Here is a 19,104-nt window from a genome sequence, read left to right as displayed (position 1 = left end):
TTATTTTTGTATGTAGCCCACTATGACTAATACCACCTAGGCTTAATCCAACTCCAATTGGATTAAGCCTCACCCACGCAGACTACTTTTTTATATGTCCAGGCTTCTACCCAGATCATTGCTTGCTACAGATTTAAAACTAGAAATTTTTTCTTAATTGGGCCCAGAGTTGGTACTCGGTATTACTTTCCGCACCGTCAAGATCCCGTTTTTGCTGAGTGTAGGTGGTGGTTAAAATCCATTGTCCAGGGAACTGGATGTCTGTACCTACGCCAACCATGTTAGACCTGACATATGCGCTGCTACCAACGGGGTCGTGATTCAGCTTGCCGCGGCCTACATCATAAAAGGCAAATGGCGTCACAGATTGAATATAAGGCGTGACATCGGCACCAGTAGTCACAAACGTTCTACGCACATCTGTCCCCACCATCCAGCCCTGGTCAGCCTGGCTTGGAATTTCAGAGAACTGGCGCCAGCGGTTGATCGCACCGATCCCGAAACGCTCTGCAATATCCAGATTATCTCCCGCCCCCTGATAATCAGCACGCACAATCCAGTTCACGCCATTTTCAAATATCTGTGTACGACTGGAGGTCCAGTTCCACTTGATAAAACTGCCTTGTGTATCAAGCTGTGATCTGTCACTGGTTTTTGCAACAGAGTCTTTGAAATTCACATTACCCTGAGTGACCAAGAAACTCCATTGATAAGCGACACTACCAATCTCGTTGATCCAGTCACCCACCAGGCCTATTTCCAAGTTGCTAATGTCACGACGATTGTTCAAACCGAATGCATCGACATCGTCATCCAGGATTTTATAGTTAGTGCCCACTTTAAACGCAATTCCTTTTTTAGTTTCGCGTAACAATGGATGCTCTAAAGATCCGTAAAAGTAATGCGCGTCGCCAGAGGCATCAAACTGCTTGAAGTCCCCACCGAGCTTGTAATCGACATAGCTGTAAGCAAGGTTCATAATCGTGCCTGCACTGCCAACAGGCGTAAAATACAAGCTACTAAGAGATCGCTGACCCTCGTCACGAGATGTTTTGCCCACCACAGCCAGCTGATCGCCACGGCCATTGAGATTATTGACCGCCAGGCCAAAACCTAAGGTTTCACGATTTGTAAAACGGTTACCATAATTATTGGCACTGACAAAACCACTGTATTTCGTTCTCGGTTCGACAGCTACCGCGATATCAGAACTACCCACAGCCTCACCCGGGTTAAGCTGCGAAGTCACCTGTATGCCTGGCAAGCCGTTCATGACCATCAGGTTACGTACAAGATTGCGTTCATTAACCACATCACCCTTGTTCAAGCCATATTCCGACAGGGATTGGAAATAAGCTTGGTCCAGACCTTGGCCCACTTCAGCTTTCACCTCACCCAAAGTACCTTCCAGAATGGAAAGCTCAACGATTGCCTCTGTCTCAGTCGTTTTCTGCAAGTCTTGCGTTGGCAGGTAGACTTGTGTCAGCAAATAACCTCGTTGGCGGTAATAATTACGGATGGTACCCACCGCCTCATTCAGTTCACGCATGCCGATTTCATGACCGGTGAGGTATGCAATCTGTGCAGCCAACACTTCATCTGAAAATTGCTTGTTGCCTGAAAATTTGAATGCTTTCACCACAATTTTGAGGCTGGATTTCTTCTGCTTTCTCTCCGGTGCAGGTGTTTCTTCAGGGACTTGGATAATTGGGTTTGGCTGCGGCAAAGTCGGTCTAGGCAAATTCTGCTGGATATTCTGAATATCTGGCAAAGAAACCCCGCCCGCCAATACCTGAGAGGTGTAGCCCAGCGCCAACAAGTTGAGCAGGCCGATGCGCTTTAATTTTCTATTCAAGATAACTCCCCAAAACTTTTAAATCTATAATCTATTAAATAGTATAACAAGACCGAAAATTACGTTAAAAAACAAGCAAATACTAACGTTTTTTTACAAAAAATTTGTTTGTATTAGTATAAATGTGACTTTTGCTAGTACTCAAGCGCATCCACATCGATGATCCATCTGATTTTTGCCTGTAGCGGATGTGCATTTGACCACTCCACAGCTACCTGAAGTAGCTGCTGCAAGGCTCCCCGATGCGCAGACTGCAACATCACATATCCTCGCTCCATACGATTAAGCCTGGCGATGCCGGGACGTACCGGATCATAAATCAGGGGCTGATCGACCAGAGTGACAGCATGCTCGGTCACATACTGCCGGGCGGCCTGGCTAAAATCGGTTAAGAACCGTTCCACCAAGCTGTAATCAGTTGCTTCCGCCTTCATCACCGCAATGTAAGTCGCCGGCGGGAATTGCATGGCTATGCGTTCTTGCAATAAATCATCCGCAAATGCAGCATAGTTTTGTTCACGCAAAGCCGCGAATAAGGCATGCTGCGGGAAAGCCGTTTGTATCAATACTTCGCCCGGTTTGTCTCCGCGTCCTGCGCGGCCAGCTACTTGCATCAACTGCGCAAACAGCCGCTCACTGGCACGGTAATCCGGACTATAAAGCGCGCTGTCGGTATCCAGCACACCCACCAAAGTTAAATTGGCAAAATCATGGCCCTTAGCCAGCATTTGCGTCCCGATCAGGATATCCACTTTACCCGCATGCACGGCGGAGAGCAGCTCCGTTAATGCGTCTTTGGCTTGTATGGTGTCCCTATCTACCCGCGCCACACGCGCCTGCGGGAACAGTTGTTGTAAAGTTTCTTCAATGCGCTGCGTTGCCTGGCCGACAGGGCGTAAATCAGGGTTGCCGCAGCTAGGGCATTGCACCGGGATTGGCTGCTCATCGCCACAATGGTGACAACGCAACACACGTTGTCGCAAATGCAAGACCGCTTTGGCAGAACAACGCCTGCAATCGGCCAGCCACTGGCAAGCTGAACAATGCAACACTGGCGCATAACCGCGCCGGTTAATAAACAGCAGGCTTTGTTCTCCACGTTGCAACCGCAGTTCTATGGCGTGCTTTAGCTGCGGTGTTAAACCGGCCTCTGGGGGGCTGTGCGTGGTATCAATACAAAAAATGCGTGGTAATTGTGCCTGTGCGGCGGCGCGCCTGCTTAAGGTAAGCAACCGATAGCTGGGTTTTCTGGCTGCACGTCCAGACTGTCCACGGTCCCCAATAGCGTTGTACCAACTCTCCAGCGATGGGGTGGCACTGCCCAACACTACCGGGATATTGGCTTGCTTGGCACGTACCAGCGCCACATCGCGCGCGTGGTAACGCATACCATCCTGCTGCTTGTAAGAAGTATCATGCTCTTCATCCAGAATCATCAGCTTGAGGTGCGGCATGGGTGTAAAGATACTCAGTCGCGTGCCTATCACTATCCGTGCCGTTCCAGACTGTGCGGCTTGCCAATTTTGCAAGCGCTCACTCTCACTTAAGTGACTATGTAATGTCACCAGCGCAAACTGGCTTAGTCGGCTACGAAAACGGCTTTCCAACTGTGGCGTGAGGTTGATCTCGGGCACCATGATCAACGCTTGTGCCTGCGGCTCGGTGAGGACCTTTTCTAACAAGCGGATATATACTTCGGTTTTGCCCGAGCCAGTGACGCCAAACAACAGCCAGGGCTGGAAACCATGCAAGTTGTCTAAAATCGCATTCACCGCATGCGCCTGTTCGTCATTAAGTGTCGGCGCCAGATCAGAGGCGGGCATCGATGGGCGGGTAGCAATGACTTCGCGCCGGCTGACATAGCCCCCATCAAGCAAGCCCTGCATCGCTTTGCGCCAGCTAGCAGAAGTCTTTGCGAGCATTGCTTCATTACATTCACCATGCTGCTGTAACAGGGCAATCAGCCGGCTCAAGACCTGCTGTCTTTTGCCAACAAAATCTACAGGAATTGGTTGTGCCAATTGATACACCCACATTTTGCGCGAGACGGCGGGCTTAATCTGACGTAACCGTAGCGGCAGGCTGGCCAATACGGTCTGGCCAAAAGGATAGTGATAATAATCAGCGCAGAATCGCAGTAATTTCAAGGTCGCTGTATCAAACGGCACATCGTCAAATACCTGCAACACCGCTTTTAGTTTGTGTTCTGGTACATCGCTCTCAGTCGCCAGCGCCATGACAATCCCTACCAATTGCCTCCCGGCAAAAGGTACGACGACGCGGTTGCCTTCCCGGACTGGCAAGCCTGGGTTCACATAATCAAACCAACGGTCCAGCGGCACGTCCAACACCACGCGCACAATGCTGGCTGTGGGATCGGCTGCAGGGAGTGAAACATCAGGACACATGGGTGAAAATGCTTTATTGGGTTAAAATGGCGGTTTGACTAATCATTGCCATTTTAACCTTGAAACAAACGATCACAGAATTGATTCTGCAGGCGGTCAAACCGCTGATAGAAGACACCTCCAGCCTGAATATCATCCTTGAACGGCCAAAATCTGCCGACCACGGTGACTTTGCGACCAATATTGCCATGCAGCTGGCCAAACCGTTAAAGCAGAATCCGCGTGCCATTGCGCAAAGCATTATTGATGGCCTGCCCGCGAATAATGTGATCAGCAAGGTAGAAATTGCCGGCGCTGGCTTTATTAATTTCTTTCTCTCTTCTGAGAGCAAACAAGGCATTGTCAAAAGTATTTTTGCGGCTGGTGAAGCCTTTGGTCGTAATACCTCCGGCCAGCAGGAAAAAGTGCAGGTGGAATTTGTTTCCGCCAACCCGACTGGGCCGTTGCACGTCGGCCACGGCCGTGGCGCCGCTGTCGGTGATTGCCTGTGCCGCTTGCTGGATGCCAATGGCTGGGATGTCACGCGCGAGTTTTATTACAACGATGCCGGTGCGCAGATTGATAACTTGACTAAATCAGTGCTGGCCCGCGCCCAAGGCATTTCACCTGATGATGCGGCTTTCCCTGAAGATGGCTACCGTGGCGAATATATTGTCGATATCGCTAAAGCTTACCTGGCGAAGGAGACTGTCACTGCAGATGATATGGCCGTGACCGCCAGCGGCGATATCAATGATGCTGAATCTATCCGCAAGTTTGCCGTGGCCTATTTACGACATGAACAAGACCTGGATTTGCAGGCTTTCCAGATCAAGTTTGATGTATTTTCACTGGAAAGCGCACTGTATAGTGAAGGTAAAGTTGAAAACACGGTGCAGGCACTGATCGCCAGTGGCCATACTTATGAGCAGGATGATGCATTGTGGTTACGCACCACGGACTTTGCGGATGACAAAGACCGCGTCATGCGCAAGAAAGAGGGCGGTTACACTTATTTTGTCCCGGATGTGGCTTACCACCGTGAAAAATGGAACCGTGGTTTCAAACGTGTGATTAACGAGCAGGGGGCAGACCACCACAGCACGATTACGCGTGTACGTGCTGGCTTGCAAGCACTGGATGTCGGCATTCCAAAAGGTTGGCCGGAATATGTACTGCACCAGATGGTCACCGTGATGCGCGGCGGCGAAGAGGTCAAACTCTCGAAACGTGCCGGTAGCTATGTCACGCTGCGCGACTTGATCGAAGAAGTAGGCTGTGATGCCACGCGTTACTTCCTGGCAGCCCGCAGCCCGGACTCGCAACTGGTGTTTGATATTGACCTGGCACGTGCACAAACCAACGATAACCCGGTCTACTACATCCAGTATGCTCACGCACGTATTTGCAGCGTACTCAATCAATGGGGAGGTGACAGCACAAGCCTGGCTGAAGCTGAATTGTCGCCGTTGCAAAGTGCCGCAGAAACTTCATTGATGCAAACTTTGAGCCAGTACCCGGAAGTCGTCTCTACCGCCTGCCAGGCTCTCGCACCGCATATGATTGCCAACTATCTCAAGGAGCTAGCCAGTGCCTTGCATAGTTATTACAATGACACCAAATTTTTGGTTGATGAATCACAAATCAAATTGGCACGCTTGGCGCTGATCACGGCAACCCGTACTGTGCTGCGCAATGGCCTGGCTTTACTGGGCGTCAGCGCCCCAGAAAAAATGTAAGCCTTTTAATGACTGCCTGAACTGATTGGTAAATTAATACATGAGCCGCGATTACAAACCCTCACAAGCCAAAGCGAAAACAAAAAGCAGCGGCAGCACTTTTTTTAACGGACTACTGGTCGGCCTGTTTCTGGGCGTCGCCATGACAGTCGCGCTCATTATCTACATCAAGGGCGACCACAGCCCTTTCTCCAGTGCGTTTAAAAAAGACGAAGGCTCACAGGAAATCCCCATTAAAAGCACCGTGACTGAAGAAGAGGTCAAGCCAGGGAATGCCGCCATTGAAGACCCGAACAAGTTTGATTTTTACACCATATTGCCGGATACCGAGAGCAAGATCAGTGAAGAACAGGTGAAAAAGAACCCGACCATCAAGCAGGAAAGCTACTTTATTCAGGTCGGTGCTTTTGCCAAGGAAGATGACGCCAATAACCTCAAAACCAGGTTGGCTCTAGTTGGTTTTGAGGCTTTTGTACAGACTGCAGAAATCCCTAACAAGGGCACCATGCACCGTGTGCGGATTGGCCCCTTGAATGATCTGGCAAAAATCAGCAAAATCAGCCACGATCTGGAAACCAACGGCTTCCAGGCCAATCTGATCAAGGTCAATATCGAGTCATCAGCACACTAAGGGGCGCTTCTATACATTCAAATTGCTAAGCCAGACAAGGCGCGAGTAAAAAATTTTGACGCCGCATATAGTTGATATGTCAGGAGAAATTTTTTTATGAGCAACGCAGTATCGCGACGGAATTTGAATTTATAGAAGTGCCCTAAGGCTGTCATCGTATCGACAGCTGCCACGTTAAATCACTACTTTCCACAAAACTAGGAAACTGACTTTATGAAAAATATGTTGTTGAGTTTGATGCTGTGGGCTGGTTTCACCGCGAGCACAGCTTGGGCAGACCCGCAAATGGGAGAACAGTTTGACCAGGTTGCGCAGCAAATTTCGACTGACCAACCAGCCAAGATCGAGGTCATGGAATTGTTCTGGTATGGTTGTCCGCATTGCTACCACATGGAACAGCCATTACAAGCCTGGGTAAAGAAGCAACCGGCCGATGTGTACTTTAAACGCATGCCAGCCTTACCAAACGCAAGCTGGGCGCCAATGGCAAAAGCTTATTTTGCCATGCAGGAATTAGGGGTACTGGAAAAATTGCATAGCCAGTTATTTGATGCGATTCACAAAGCTAAATCGCTGAATCCGGCGGATGAAGCCGCAGCGATTGACTGGGTGACCAAACAAGGCGGCCTGGATAAAATCAAGGTCGAAAAAGCGTTCAAATCATTCGCCACCAATATGCAAATGAACAAAGCGATGCAAGTGTTCCGCTCCTCAGGCGCTACTGGTGTGCCCGCCCTGATTATTGATGGCAAATACATCACCGGTAGCTCTATGGCCGGCGGTAACGAAGCTGCATTGCAAACAGCAGATTTTATTATCCAGAATGTGCGTAAAGACAAAGCGGCCGGGAAAAAGTAAACGCACTACAGAAAAAGCCCTGCAAGAGCAGGGCTTTTTTATTGCTTGAGCCAGCGGCCTATCCAGGTCTCGGGCATTTCGGTACCAGTGACCAAATAATGCATGGTTTTCACATCATGCATGATAAAGCGCTGGACAGACTTGGCTTGGTCTAACCCGCAACACAGGATGCGGTCACCAATTTGCAACGGCGTGGACAATTCTGGTAACAGCATCTCCTGATTGCCCCGGACCAGCATCAATGGGACGACAGGCATTTCTCGGCGCTGTTGCCCGGCAGGACTCATCATCAAATGCTTGAGTGCAGGTTGCAAGCCTTGCTCCATCATTGCGCACACTGCAATCGCCATCTCATCTGCGATGGCGATATCCCAGGTATCCGGCACCTGTTCGCCCAGCTTGGACACCAGCTGTGCAATGACTGCGTTTGCCCATTGGTTACCTTTATGCCTGGCGATGGTTAAAAATTCCGCCAGCATCGGCGAAACCATATACGCCAGACAAGTATGGGCAATGACATCACTTGGCTGCATAGTAATATCCGCATTAAAGTGCTGGAACAACGGGTCATTGTGCCGTTTGTTTTTGCGGATAATGACAAACAGATCCGGATTCAATTCCAGCGCAGTCATGACAATAGACAGGTTATTAATGTCATTATCGGTACCAGCCACAATCCCGACCGCATGCTCTACACCGGCTTGTTGCAAAACATGCGCTTCCACTCCGCTGCCGATAATACAATCATCACATTGTGTGCCTTCAGGATCAGCCTCAATGATGGTCACTTGCATATTTTCATTTTGCAGGCTGCTGACGACGGATTTGCCAAAACGGCCATAACCACAGGCAATCCAATGCCCTTGTGGAATCGCTGCAGGTGTGGCAATGGCATCACCCGGCGCCCTGGTTAGCCATTCGTGCAACAAATAAGTCCCCAGTGCATTGAGTCGCATCGCCAGGTGTTCACCAAAAATATGGTAAGGATTGATGATGCGGTTGGTACCAAACGAGGCCATATTGGCAGCGACAACATCGTCCTGCACACGTGACAATACTGGTAAATCCGGCTTGATCAGTTTCACAGCCACTGAAATGGCTAAATTCGCATGATCGTCATCTGTCAGGGCAGCCACGCCACGGCACATGGGGTTTTTGATACCGGCAAACAGCAGCACTTCTGAGAGTTTGGCATCCGCACACAAGTGCGGGATATTAAACTGGTAATCCGTCATTTCCAGTTCATTAATACGTTCTGGCGCAATCTCCAGCACCACGACACGTAACTCGTTCCTATCCAGAGCACGTACCAGCTCGCCGCCCGTTTCACCATACCCGCAAATCAGGTAGAACGGCTCCATCAGGTTACGTACATCGCGCTGAAAGATCGCTGTTTTCAGGGCTTGCTTTAAGGCTGACTCCTGAAATAGCGCAATAATGGCCCCGATGGCATAAAACCAGGAAATCACGGTCATGTAGATGGAGAATGTCATCCACAAACGCTGATGAATGGTGAACGGGTAGGGCACCTCTCCAAAGCCTATCGTGGTGGCGGTATAACTCAGGATATAAAAACCATCAAAAAAACTCAGATGGTAAGGGCGCCCGTGATCATCCACGCCCGGGATCAACACAAAACCGATCAGTGCAATCGCATAGCTGATGATGACCATCAACAGCGGCGCACGCATACGCCGCAGAATCAGAAAGATAATCTGGTTGAGACTCATGAGTGCTGGTCTCGACCTACCTTAACGACGTAAGGTCACAGTTTCGTAGATCAGGATGATGACCGAGGTGATATTGGCCAGAAAAGCCCCGCCAGACAGGGAAACGATCCCTACAATCACTTCAGGACTTGTGCCTTTGCTGCCTGCTACTATCCAGATGATTGCGGCAGTAATCAACTGCAAATCTGCCACCAGACTGGTAGCGAGGTGAATGGCGCCGATTTGCGTACGGTCACCAAACTTCAAAACCGTAGCGATCAGGTTCACCACAATGGCAATATATAACTCATAGTGCAAATGGTGTTGCGGATTATCAATTTCACCGACAAAAAAACCGAAGTTGAGCGTCATGGCCAAAATAATAAAAAAGCCAAAGATCACCTTTTCCAGATTCATTAGGTTTCCCCCCGTATTGGTTTTATGGCATTCTACCTGATTAAAAATCGTTTACCCTGATGTTTTTTATGACACAAACCTCTGCCAGCCCGTTACGTGTATTGATTACCGGCGCCTCCAGCGGCCTGGGCAGCGCCATGGCAACCGCCTACGCCAAACAATACTGCGCAACTCTGCAGCTCGGTTTATGTGGTAGAAATGCCTCCGCCTTACAGGCGCTGGCCGACCATTTACATACCAGCTACCAAAGCCATTGTGTTGTATATAGCGTAGATGTGCGCGATGCCCCTGCCATGCAGTCTATGGCAGCCCACTTTTTAAACCATGTGGGTTGCCCGCACATCGTTATCGGAAATGCAGGCGTTAGCCGCGGCACATTGACCGAGTTGTCAGAAGATATACAGGCTTTTCAGGCGGTCTTTGATACCAATGTGATGGGCTTAGTGCACACCTTCCAGCCCTTTTTGACGGCCATGAAAAAAGCTGCAGCGCAAGGGAAACAAGCGCAAGTGGTCGGCGTTGCCAGCGTCGCCGGCATCCGGGGCTTGCCTGGTTCAGGGGCTTACAGTGCTAGCAAAGCCGCAGCTATCACCTATCTGGAAAGCCTGCGTGTGGAAATGCAACTACACGGCATCCACGTAACCACGATCGCACCTGGTTATATCCGCACGCCCATGACCGCTATCAATACCTATCCCATGCCGTTTTTAATGGATGCGGATGTGTTTTCCCATAAAGCAATACGCGCCATTGCAGCCAAACGGCGTTTTACCATTATTCCGTGGCAAATGGGTATCGTAGCGCGCCTGATGCGTTTGATACCTGCCGGCGTGTGGGACTGGATCATGAAAAAAGCACCGCATAAAGCGAGGCTTCCCGATCATCACTGATAACGCATTCTGCTGTACTTCATCTTTAAAAGACAAATAGCCCAAACAGGCTATTGAGCCAATATTTCAGTGGGAGATAATCAAACAAACCCACCTTGTTTTATTGAGAAGTAATGGACAATACCCACCCCGGCGAACACCCCCTGCAGCCACAAATACATGAAGTCTGGCGAGATCAATGCCGCATTTGTATGGTCAATGGAAAACTGATTGCCCTGCCTTATATTGAAGCCTCACGTTTTGATGACTATGAGTTTGGTGCAACGCTGGCAGCGATTAATGCCAATCGCCTGATACGCAAGCTAGTGAACAAACAATAACTCCATCAAAATCATTCAGGCACTAGTCCTGGTCGACTATGGTCAGGCCAAACACCGTTTTGAGGGCACCGGAACGCTCTTCTGCTGACAAGATTCGTTTTTCTACCACGCCATCCGTAATGGTTTTCAGGGTATTACCAAACAGAATATGCCTGCCGGTGGGAGTATGTAATACCACCAACAGCTTTTGCACAAAAATAGACTCCGGATGCTTGGAATTCATATAATTGGCCGGATAAAAATCTATAAATTCCCATGGGGTCAAATCAAAGGCAAATTGCTGTTGCCAATTTCCTTCCACTTTGGCCTCAAGTACAAAGGAACCTGAGTCGGTGGTAGTCAACATAAAGCGATCGTGATCCTGAATGACTTCTTTATCCAGCATACTCAGTGACATTGGTGCACGTAACCCGTAGCTGCCAAAGCCCAGATCACATAACCAGGCTTGTTGGCCAATATTGACCACAATGGCCATGTGCGTTTTTGGCCGCCGTACCGGGTAAAACATCGGCCTCGCCGCCACCATCTGGTAATCAAAGCCCAAGGCTTGCAAAGCCATGGCAAACACCCCATTGACCTCGTAGCAATATCCGCCACGCCACTGGTAAACGATCTTTTCAACAATCTCCTCTGGCACCATGGAAACTACTTTCCCTACCTGTACATCCAGATTTTCGAACGGTACGCTAAATAACTGGCAGCGCATCAACGCGTTGAGCGTGGCAATATCTGCCGATGGCTGGCCCTGATAGCCAATACGGGCGAAGTAATCTTGCAGGTTAAAGTTGTCAGCTTGCATGTCGCTCATCTCTTTTTCAAAGTAAAAAAGCCCACTCTAATGAGCGGGCTTTGTCTCTTAGCGGGCAATTGGTTTGTACCGGATACGCTTGGGCTTGGCACCTTCTTCACCCAGGCGTTTCTTTTTGTCCGCCTCGTATTCCTGGTAATTACCGTTAAAAAACGTCCATTGTGAATCGCCCTCAGCTGCAAGGATATGCGTGGCGATCCGGTCAAGGAACCAGCGGTCATGCGAAGTCACTAACACACAGCCGGAAAACTCCAGCAAGGCATCTTCAAGCGCTCGCAGGGTTTCCACATCGAGATCGTTGGACGGCTCATCCAGCAGCAAGACGTTCGCGCCAGAAATCAGGGTCTTGGCCAAATGTAAACGTCCCCGTTCACCGCCTGAGAGCTGGCCAACAATTTTCTGCTGGTCGCCGCCCTTAAAGTTAAAGCGGCCAATATAGGCACGGCTAGGCATTTCAAACTTACCCACGCTGAGTACATCCAGCCCACCGGAAATCGCTTCGAATACGGTTTTATCGTTATCCAGACCGTCACGGGTCTGGTCTACCGCAGCCAGCTTGACGGTAGGGCCGGTGATGATTTCACCGCTGTCTGGCTGCTCTTTACCTTGCAACATGCGGAACAGCGTCGATTTACCGGCACCGTTAGGGCCAATGACACCGACGATGGCGCCGGGTGGGATACTGAATGACAGGTTATCGATTAGCAGGCGGTCACCAAACCCTTTGGAGACATTGTTGAACTCAATGACCTGGTTACCCAAACGGTCGCCCGGTGGAATAAAAATCTCCTGGGTTTCGTTACGGCGCTGGTATTCCACGCTGGACATCTCTTCATAACGGGCCAACCTGGCCTTGCTCTTGCTCTGGCGGGCTTTCGCACCTTGGCGCACCCATTCCAGCTCTTGCTTCATGGCTTTGCGGTGGGCATCTTCCTGTTTCTGCTCCAGCGCCAGGCGATCTTCTTTTTGCTCCAGCCAGCTAGAGTAATTGCCTTTCCACGGAATACCTTCACCACGGTCCAGTTCCAGGATCCATTCGGCGGCATTATCGAGGAAGTAGCGGTCGTGCGTTACCGCTACCACGGTGCCCGGGAAGCGCACCAGGAACTGCTCCAGCCATTCGACAGATTCGGCATCCAGGTGGTTGGTTGGCTCGTCCAGCAACAGCATATCCGGTTTGGACAGCAACAATTTACACAAAGCCACACGGCGCTTTTCACCGCCGGACAGAGGCCCGATCAAGGCATCCCAGGGTGGCAAGCGCAATGCGTCAGCAGCAATTTCCAGCTGCTGTTCCACATCACTGCCGCTGGCTGCCAGAATGTTCTCGTATTTGGCCTGTTCTTCAGCCAGCTTGTCAAAGTCGGCATCTGGTTCGGCATACGCCGCGTATATTTCTTCCAGCTTTTGCTTGGCTTCCATAATCGCGCCCAAGCCAGCTTCCACTTCCTGGCGCACGGTTTTATCGGGATCCAGCTGTGGTTCTTGCGGCAGGTAGCCTATGGACAAATTGGGCTGCCACTGTACTTCGCCCTCGTATTCTTTGTCAGCACCCGCCATGATGCGGAGCACGGTGGACTTACCTGAACCATTGAGGCCGAGCAGGCCAATTTTGGCACCCGGGAAAAATGACAGGGAAATGTTTTTGATGATTTGCCGCTTGGGCGGCACGATTTTGCTCACGCGGAGCATGGACATCACATATTGCGCCATGAAGAATTCCGAGAATTGTGATTGAAAACGTGTATTTTAATACGCGTTGAGAGAATCCGCTTGCAGAGAAAATGCTGGTCATGAAAAAAGGGCCTTGCGGCCCTTTTTTGGTTGCGAGGCAATTAAGCCGCCGCTTTCTGTTCAATCAAGGTAGTGTTTGCCCCGGCTTGGGTACCGATCTGGATTTTGCGTGGCTTCAGTGCTTCTGGCACTTCGCGCAATAAGGCAATAGTAAGCAAACCATTCTCGAGATTGGCACCGGTGACTTTCACATGGTCTGCCAATTGGAATTTGTGTTCAAAATCACGTGTGGCGATGCCACGGTGCAAAAAGGTGGTTTCCTTTTCTTTTTTTGCTTTGCGGCCGGTGACTCGCAATGCCTGGTGTTCGGTTTCAATCTCTAACTCATCCTGCTGGAAACCAGCCACAGCCATGACGATTTTATAGGCATTCTCGTCAACCAGTTCGATGTTATAAGGAGGATAGCTGATATCGTTTTCGCTGCGTTGGCTTTCATTCAGCAGCTTGGCCAAACGGTCAAAACCAATGGCGGTTCTATAAAAAGGGGTTAAGTCATAACGCATACGTTGATCCTTTCAAAAATTAAGCGATTAACATGATTGACAGACCTCGAACTGCAAGCATCTGTATTTTCAATATGGGAATTCGCTATATTTTTTCAAGAGTCCTTTTTGCGTTTTAAATGCCTAATGCTTCAGTCCAGGCTAAGGCCTCCATATGGCACTGGTTTACTTTTTCCTGATTCAAGTGGAGCAAGGCTGCCAATTGCAGGATTTCAGCATTGTTAGCATCTTCACAAGCTTCGGTGAGCTTGAGAAACGGGCCGAAAATACCTTCGCGTTTGGTCAATGCTTCGACAATCGGTTCTGGAAGCTGCAGCTTTTCCAGCGCCTGGTCCATAGGCACCTTGAGCATGACGTCGAGCAATGAAAACACACCTACAACAAACAAATTATCGCGGTCACGTTTATCAAAAAATGGCTCTCCCAGCAGCTCGGTCAAGCGGCCGCGCGTAATGGAGGTTTTCATGAGGGCAGGGGAGCTACTATTGTTGCCTGCGGTGACCATCAGTAATGTCAGCCAGCGATACAGCTGGTTACGGCCCAGAATGGTCAAGGCATGCCCAATCGACTGCACTTCACATGACAAGCCGAAACCCACCGAGTTAATGTAACGCAGCAGCTTATAACTCAAGGTCGTGTCGCGTTTAAAGCCATTTTCTATCGTTTTATTATCTGCTTCCTGACTCACAAGATTTAGCAGATGCAGCACGCCGTCAAAGCTGGGGTTGATCACTTTGCTGGTGAAATTCTCAGGTTTGGCGTAAAAATAGCCTTGAAACTGTTGATAACCCGCTTCGAGCAGACTATTGAACTGGGCATTTTTTTCTACTTTTTCTGCAATCGCTTTGCAAGCAGAGGTTTGATACTTTTGCAGTAGCAGCTTTGCTTGCGTTGGATCCATATCACGCATATCGAGCTTCACGTAATCTGCATAGGGAATCAATGCTTCTAGCTGCGGGTACTGTTGCGGGTTGTCCAGCGCGAGCTTGAATTTGCTTTGTTTGAGTGCGATGCAACGGGCCACTGCTTCAGGGGTGACTTCTACGGTATGCACGATTTCCAGCACCGTTTTTTCTGCGGGCATTAACTCTAGAAACTCACTGTTTAGCATAACATTATCCACACTGATAAACGCCAGTTGCTGCCCGAGCAGCCAGCTTTCATGCATTTCATCGATTGTGGTAGAGAGAATTTTTGCACAGGTCTGGATATCCTCTTCAAATGGCGTATGACTATCAGTAGCCTCATTTTTGAAGAAAAATTCGTAGCCAATAATTTCTTGCTGACTGTTAACAATCGGCTGACGACCAATAAAACTGTGTTGTGACGTGGACATGGCTACCTTCCTGATGAGCACCGGTATCAGTATAAGGGAAATTGATTATTTTTTTATTGTAAAAAGGCCTCGAATCACCAGGCTTTTTCAGCCATTTATGGCTTATTCTACAGTTACGCTCTTGGCCAGGTTTCGTGGTTTGTCCACATCCGTGCCTTTAAGCAAGGCGGCATGATAAGCCAGTAACTGTACCGGAATGACATGCAAAATGGGTGAGAGCACACCGACATGTCTTGGGGTACGGATGACATGCACACCTTCCGAAGCATTAAAGTGGCTATCAGCATCGGCAAATACAAACAACTCACCGCCACGCGCCTTCACCTCCTGCATATTGGATTTGACTTTCTCCAGCAGGGCATCATTAGGTGCGATCACCACGACAGGCATATTACTGTCGACCAATGCTAACGGACCATGCTTGAGCTCTCCTGCCGGATAGGCTTCAGCATGGATGTAGGAAATTTCCTTGAGCTTGAGCGCGCCTTCCATCGCGATTGGGAAGTGTATGCCCCGGCCCAGGAACAGCGCATGTTCTTTGTCCCCAAATCGCGCAGCCCATTCACGGATTTGCGGCTCCAAGTTTAAGGCAATTTGCACACTGCCTGTCAGTTGGCGCAAATCAGCCAGATATTGCTGCTCTTGCGCTTGGCTCAGCAATCCGCGTGCCTTGCTTAAGGTCACCGCTAGCACGAATAAGGCGATCAACTGGGTAGTAAAAGCCTTGGTACTCGCCACCCCAATCTCTGCGCCGGCACGTGTATAGAAAATGAGCGAAGACGCGCGCGGAATCGCGCTTTCCTGCACATTACAGATCGCCAGGCTATGCACATGCCCCAGTTTCTGCGCATGTTTAAGGGCTTCCATGGTATCCAGCGTTTCACCAGACTGTGAAATAGTCACAATCAATTGCTTGGGGTTAGGCACTGATTCCCGGTAACGGTATTCGCTGGCGATTTCGACTGAGGTTGGGATTTTGGCGATGCTCTCTAACCAATATTTCGCGGTGAGTCCTGCGTAATAGCTGGTTCCAGCCGCCAGGATCAGCACGCTATCAATCTCTTTGAAAATATCGGCTGCTGTCTCACCAAACAACTCGCTACGGAATTCGCCATCATCTATCAGGGCTTCTATCGTGTCGCTGATGGCACGTGGCTGTTCGTGAATTTCCTTTTGCATGAAATGACTGTATGGGCCCAGCTCCAGCGAGGCCAATGACACATCACTCATATGCACCTTGCGTTGCACGATCTCGCCCTGCTTGTCGATAATGACGACAGTATCTGTTTGCAAGGTCGCCACATCGCCATCTTCGAGGTAAATGACTTTGCGTGTTGCAGATAAAACGGCAGACACATCTGAGGCAACAAAATTTTCACCTTCTCCCAGGCCAATCAACAAGGGACAACCGAGCCTGGCAACCACCATCTGCTGTGGATTATCCAGCGCAATCACGCTGATGGCGTACGCACCTGTCAACTCAGTAATGGCCTGTTTGACGGCAATCAACAAATCCTGGCTTTGCTGGTAATAGTAATGGACAAGGTGGGCAATCACCTCGGTGTCGGTTTGCGAATAAAACTCGTAACCCAAGCCTTTCAAGCGATCACGTTGTTCGTCATGGTTTTCGATAATCCCGTTATGTACAACCGCAATCTGTGCATGATCTTGGGCTGGAGAAACATGTGGGTGCGCATTTTGTTCGGTGACGCCACCATGGGTAGCCCAGCGCGTGTGGCCGATGCCAATCTGGCTATACATGCTTTGCGCTTTTTGCTGTAACTCTGAAACACGGCCGACCGCACGCACACGCTCAATCGCTTGATTGAGAATCGCAATGCCCGCTGAGTCATAGCCACGATATTCGAGTCGGCTTAACCCTTCAATCAGTAGTGGAACGATATTTCTGTTTGAAACCGCACCGACGATGCCACACATACGCTTATTTTTTCACCTTTTGTGGACGTTTCCATCCCTGAATTGACCGTTGCTCGCGTGCACGGCATAACGTTAATGAATCTGCTGGTACATCTTTGGTAATGGTGGACCCTGCAGCAATGGTGGCGCCGCGCCCCACAGTCACCGGTGCGACTAACTGCGTATCCGAGCCGACAAATACATCATCTTCGATAATGGTTTTATGTTTGTTTGCACCATCATAATTACAGGTGATGGTGCCCGCACCAATATTCACATTAGCCCCTACACTGGCGTCGCCGACATAGGTCAAATGATTAACCTTGCTACCAACACCTACCGTCGCATTTTTTATTTCCACAAAGTTTCCAACATGTGTTTCTGCCGCCAGCGTTGTGCCTGGCCGCAAGCGTGCGAACGGTCCGATTTTACTATTTTCGCCTATGCAAGCATCATCAATATGCGTAAATGCCGCCAATTTTGTATTCTTGGCGATCACTGCATTTTTTATTACACAGTGAGGGCCAATTTCTACGCCATCTTCCAGGGTGACCTGGCCTTCAAACACGCAATTTACATCAATCAATACATCGCGGCCGCAATTTAACTCACCGCGAATATCAATACGATGCGCATCAAGCACAGTCACACCTTCTGCCATTAATGCTGTTGCCTGGCGGTGTTGATACTCACGTTCAATCAATTGTAAATCGAGCTTGGAGTTAATGCCCGTCACTGACCAGGCATCTGCTACTACATGCGGTAATACAGCACGGCCTTCATTGACTGATAGGGCAATGATATCGGTTAAATAGTATTCCTGTTGCGCATTGTGGTTGGTAATCTTGCCCAACCATGATTTCAGCTGCGCATTCGGCATGGCCATGATGCCGGTATTCACCTCTTTTAATGCACGCTGCGCGTCAGTGGCATCTTTGTGTTCAACGATGGCGAGCACTTCATGATGATCATTACGCACAATACGACCATAACCGGTCGGATCATCTTTGATAAAGGTTTGCACTACTAAATGCTGATCGGCTTGTGCCAGCATATCGCGACAGGCCGCGACATCCACCAATGGCACATCGCCTAATAGAATGAGTGTTTTGCCTTGATCAGGTAAGTAGGGCAGGGCTTGTTGTACTGCATGCCCTGTGCCTAATTGCTCCGATTGCAAGACCCATTGCAAGTCGTCGCCTGGCGTCTGTTGTTGAACCTGCTCGCCGCCAAACCCATAAACGACAGTGATGGTTCTTGGATTCAATTGTCGCGCTGCAGTAATCACATGATGCAAAATGGGCTTGCCACCTACTGCATGCAGCACTTTAGGCAAGTCTGATCGCATGCGGGTGCCCTTGCCCGCCGCGAGAATTACAATGTTCAAATCACTCATGCCGTTATTTTATCCCAGAAACAAAAAGCGGTGCTTTAGCATGGAAACAAAAAAGGCGGCTAAAGAGCCGCCTGCCGCCTTGTTTTGTTTGTTGCTTAGTGCACAGATTTGCGCAATTTCTGAATAGCCTGGATTTGTGCCACCGCTTCAGCCAGCTCAGCCTGGGCTTTAGCATAGTCAATCTCAGCACTACGATTTTTCAGTGCTTCTTCAGCCGCTTCTTTTGCTGCAATCGCTTTTGCTTCATCCAGATCCTGGCCACGAATTGCAGTATCTGCCAACACGGTCACCAGACCTGGCTGAACTTCCAGCATGCCACCGGAAATATAAATCACGGTTTCTTCTTTTTCAGCTGTCTGTTTGATACGCAATGCACCTGGCTTGATGGTCGTAATCAGTGGTGCGTGGTGTGGATAGATACCGACTTCACCTGCGCCAGCCGGTGCAACCACAAACTCTGCTTCACCAGAGAAGATGGACTCTTCGGCACTCACAACATCAATATGCACAGTATTTGCCATAATGTTCTCTTTTCTATATCACT

At 49.5% G+C, this 19,104-nt stretch carries 16 protein-coding genes; 5 read left to right on the top strand and 11 right to left on the bottom strand.

Going from position 1 to position 19,104, the window contains the following annotated elements:
- Positions 1-139: 139 nt before the first annotated feature.
- Together F463_RS0111410 and F463_RS0111405 are read right to left on the bottom strand one after the other, a co-directional pair.
- Positions 140-1,855, bottom strand: coding sequence for a ShlB/FhaC/HecB family hemolysin secretion/activation protein (locus tag F463_RS0111410; RefSeq protein WP_018987225.1), 1,716 nt, complete (start codon positions 1,853-1,855; stop codon positions 140-142).
- Positions 1,856-1,989: 134 nt separating this feature from the next.
- Positions 1,990-4,263, bottom strand: coding sequence for a primosomal protein N' (locus F463_RS0111405; protein WP_018987224.1), 2,274 nt, complete (start codon positions 4,261-4,263; stop codon positions 1,990-1,992).
- A gap of 59 nt (positions 4,264-4,322) precedes the next feature.
- On the opposite strand from F463_RS0111405, the gene argS reads away from it, so the two are divergent.
- The 3 genes from argS to F463_RS0111390 all read left to right on the top strand — a co-directional run bounded on the left by argS (position 4,323) and on the right by F463_RS0111390 (position 7,470).
- A complete protein-coding gene (gene argS, locus F463_RS0111400; RefSeq protein ID WP_018987223.1) occupies positions 4,323-5,981 on the top strand; it encodes an arginine--tRNA ligase in 1,659 nt (552 codons plus the stop codon).
- A gap of 40 nt (positions 5,982-6,021) precedes the next feature.
- On the top strand, positions 6,022-6,612 hold the full coding sequence (locus F463_RS0111395) for an SPOR domain-containing protein (RefSeq protein ID WP_018987222.1): 591 nt from the start codon (positions 6,022-6,024) through the stop codon (positions 6,610-6,612).
- Between the two features lie 213 nt (positions 6,613-6,825).
- Positions 6,826-7,470, top strand: a complete 645-nt coding sequence (locus tag F463_RS0111390; RefSeq protein WP_018987221.1) for a thiol:disulfide interchange protein DsbA/DsbL — start codon at positions 6,826-6,828, stop codon at positions 7,468-7,470.
- Between the two features lie 38 nt (positions 7,471-7,508).
- Here the strand turns inward: F463_RS0111390 and F463_RS0111385 are convergent, their stop codons facing one another.
- Positions 7,509-9,200 carry a potassium channel family protein gene (locus F463_RS0111385; RefSeq protein WP_018987220.1) on the bottom strand — a complete coding sequence of 564 codons (1,692 nt, stop codon included), beginning with the start codon at positions 9,198-9,200 and terminating at the stop codon, positions 7,509-7,511.
- 21 nt (positions 9,201-9,221) lie between these two features.
- Positions 9,222-9,596: a DUF6394 family protein gene (locus tag F463_RS0111380; RefSeq protein WP_018987219.1), complete on the bottom strand. Its 375-nt coding sequence runs from the start codon at positions 9,594-9,596 to the stop codon at positions 9,222-9,224.
- Between the two features lie 59 nt (positions 9,597-9,655).
- On the opposite strand from F463_RS0111380, the gene F463_RS0111375 reads away from it, so the two are divergent.
- Entirely contained in the window at positions 9,656-10,486 is an 831-nt protein-coding gene (locus tag F463_RS0111375) for an SDR family oxidoreductase (RefSeq protein WP_018987218.1), read from the top strand.
- Positions 10,487-10,599: 113 nt separating this feature from the next.
- The gene (locus F463_RS0111370; RefSeq protein ID WP_018987217.1) at positions 10,600-10,806 is read left to right on the top strand and encodes a hypothetical protein; all 207 of its coding nucleotides are present in this window, start codon (positions 10,600-10,602) and stop codon (positions 10,804-10,806) included.
- 22 nt (positions 10,807-10,828) lie between these two features.
- Here the strand turns inward: F463_RS0111370 and F463_RS0111365 are convergent, their stop codons facing one another.
- The 7 genes from F463_RS0111365 to F463_RS0111335 form a co-directional block, all read right to left on the bottom strand.
- Entirely contained in the window at positions 10,829-11,605 is a 777-nt protein-coding gene (locus tag F463_RS0111365; RefSeq protein WP_026295537.1) for an arylamine N-acetyltransferase family protein, read from the bottom strand.
- 57 nt (positions 11,606-11,662) lie between these two features.
- A complete protein-coding gene (gene ettA / locus F463_RS0111360) occupies positions 11,663-13,327 on the bottom strand; it encodes an energy-dependent translational throttle protein EttA (protein ID WP_018987215.1) in 1,665 nt (554 codons plus the stop codon).
- Between the two features lie 122 nt (positions 13,328-13,449).
- Complete coding sequence (locus tag F463_RS0111355) at positions 13,450-13,911, bottom strand: Hsp20 family protein (protein WP_018987214.1); 462 nt, start codon at positions 13,909-13,911, stop codon at positions 13,450-13,452.
- Between the two features lie 115 nt (positions 13,912-14,026).
- Positions 14,027-15,247, bottom strand: coding sequence for an EAL and HDOD domain-containing protein (locus F463_RS0111350; RefSeq protein ID WP_018987213.1), 1,221 nt, complete (start codon positions 15,245-15,247; stop codon positions 14,027-14,029).
- A 102-nt stretch (positions 15,248-15,349) separates the two neighbouring features.
- On the bottom strand, positions 15,350-17,185 hold the full coding sequence (gene glmS, locus F463_RS0111345) for a glutamine--fructose-6-phosphate transaminase (isomerizing) (RefSeq protein ID WP_018987212.1): 1,836 nt from the start codon (positions 17,183-17,185) through the stop codon (positions 15,350-15,352).
- Positions 17,186-17,189: 4 nt separating this feature from the next.
- Positions 17,190-18,560, bottom strand: coding sequence for a bifunctional UDP-N-acetylglucosamine diphosphorylase/glucosamine-1-phosphate N-acetyltransferase GlmU (gene glmU, locus F463_RS0111340; protein ID WP_018987211.1), 1,371 nt, complete (start codon positions 18,558-18,560; stop codon positions 17,190-17,192).
- A gap of 95 nt (positions 18,561-18,655) precedes the next feature.
- On the bottom strand, positions 18,656-19,081 hold the full coding sequence (locus F463_RS0111335; RefSeq protein WP_018987210.1) for a F0F1 ATP synthase subunit epsilon: 426 nt from the start codon (positions 19,079-19,081) through the stop codon (positions 18,656-18,658).
- Positions 19,082-19,104: the final 23 nt, after the last annotated feature.

The sequence above is a fragment of the Methylophilus methylotrophus DSM 46235 = ATCC 53528 genome (assembly GCF_000378225.1).
Classification (GTDB): Bacteria; Pseudomonadota; Gammaproteobacteria; order Burkholderiales; family Methylophilaceae; genus Methylophilus; species Methylophilus methylotrophus.
The sequence above is the reverse complement of the archived record's forward strand: the minus strand, read 5'-3'. Positions and strand labels throughout refer to the sequence as shown.

Excerpts from the sequence above, each read along its gene's own strand:
- F463_RS0111370 (WP_018987217.1), top strand. The coding sequence starts at position 10,600 with ATGGACAATACCCACCCCGGCGAACACCCCCTGCAGCCACAAATACAT.
- F463_RS0111375 (WP_018987218.1), top strand. The coding sequence starts at position 9,656 with ATGTTTTTTATGACACAAACCTCTGCCAGCCCGTTACGTGTATTGATT.
- F463_RS0111395 (WP_018987222.1), top strand. The coding sequence starts at position 6,022 with ATGAGCCGCGATTACAAACCCTCACAAGCCAAAGCGAAAACAAAAAGC.
- F463_RS0111405 (WP_018987224.1), bottom strand. The coding sequence starts at position 4,263 with ATGTGTCCTGATGTTTCACTCCCTGCAGCCGATCCCACAGCCAGCATT.
- F463_RS0111355 (WP_018987214.1), bottom strand. The coding sequence starts at position 13,911 with ATGCGTTATGACTTAACCCCTTTTTATAGAACCGCCATTGGTTTTGAC.
- glmU (WP_018987211.1), bottom strand. The coding sequence starts at position 18,560 with ATGAGTGATTTGAACATTGTAATTCTCGCGGCGGGCAAGGGCACCCGC.
- F463_RS0111380 (WP_018987219.1), bottom strand. The coding sequence starts at position 9,596 with ATGAATCTGGAAAAGGTGATCTTTGGCTTTTTTATTATTTTGGCCATG.
- F463_RS0111390 (WP_018987221.1), top strand. The coding sequence starts at position 6,826 with ATGAAAAATATGTTGTTGAGTTTGATGCTGTGGGCTGGTTTCACCGCG.
- F463_RS0111335 (WP_018987210.1), bottom strand. The coding sequence starts at position 19,081 with ATGGCAAATACTGTGCATATTGATGTTGTGAGTGCCGAAGAGTCCATC.
- glmS (WP_018987212.1), bottom strand. The coding sequence starts at position 17,185 with ATGTGTGGCATCGTCGGTGCGGTTTCAAACAGAAATATCGTTCCACTA.
- ettA (WP_018987215.1), bottom strand. The coding sequence starts at position 13,327 with ATGGCGCAATATGTGATGTCCATGCTCCGCGTGAGCAAAATCGTGCCG.
- F463_RS0111385 (WP_018987220.1), bottom strand. The coding sequence starts at position 9,200 with ATGAGTCTCAACCAGATTATCTTTCTGATTCTGCGGCGTATGCGTGCG.
- F463_RS0111365 (WP_026295537.1), bottom strand. The coding sequence starts at position 11,605 with ATGCAAGCTGACAACTTTAACCTGCAAGATTACTTCGCCCGTATTGGC.
- F463_RS0111350 (WP_018987213.1), bottom strand. The coding sequence starts at position 15,247 with ATGTCCACGTCACAACACAGTTTTATTGGTCGTCAGCCGATTGTTAAC.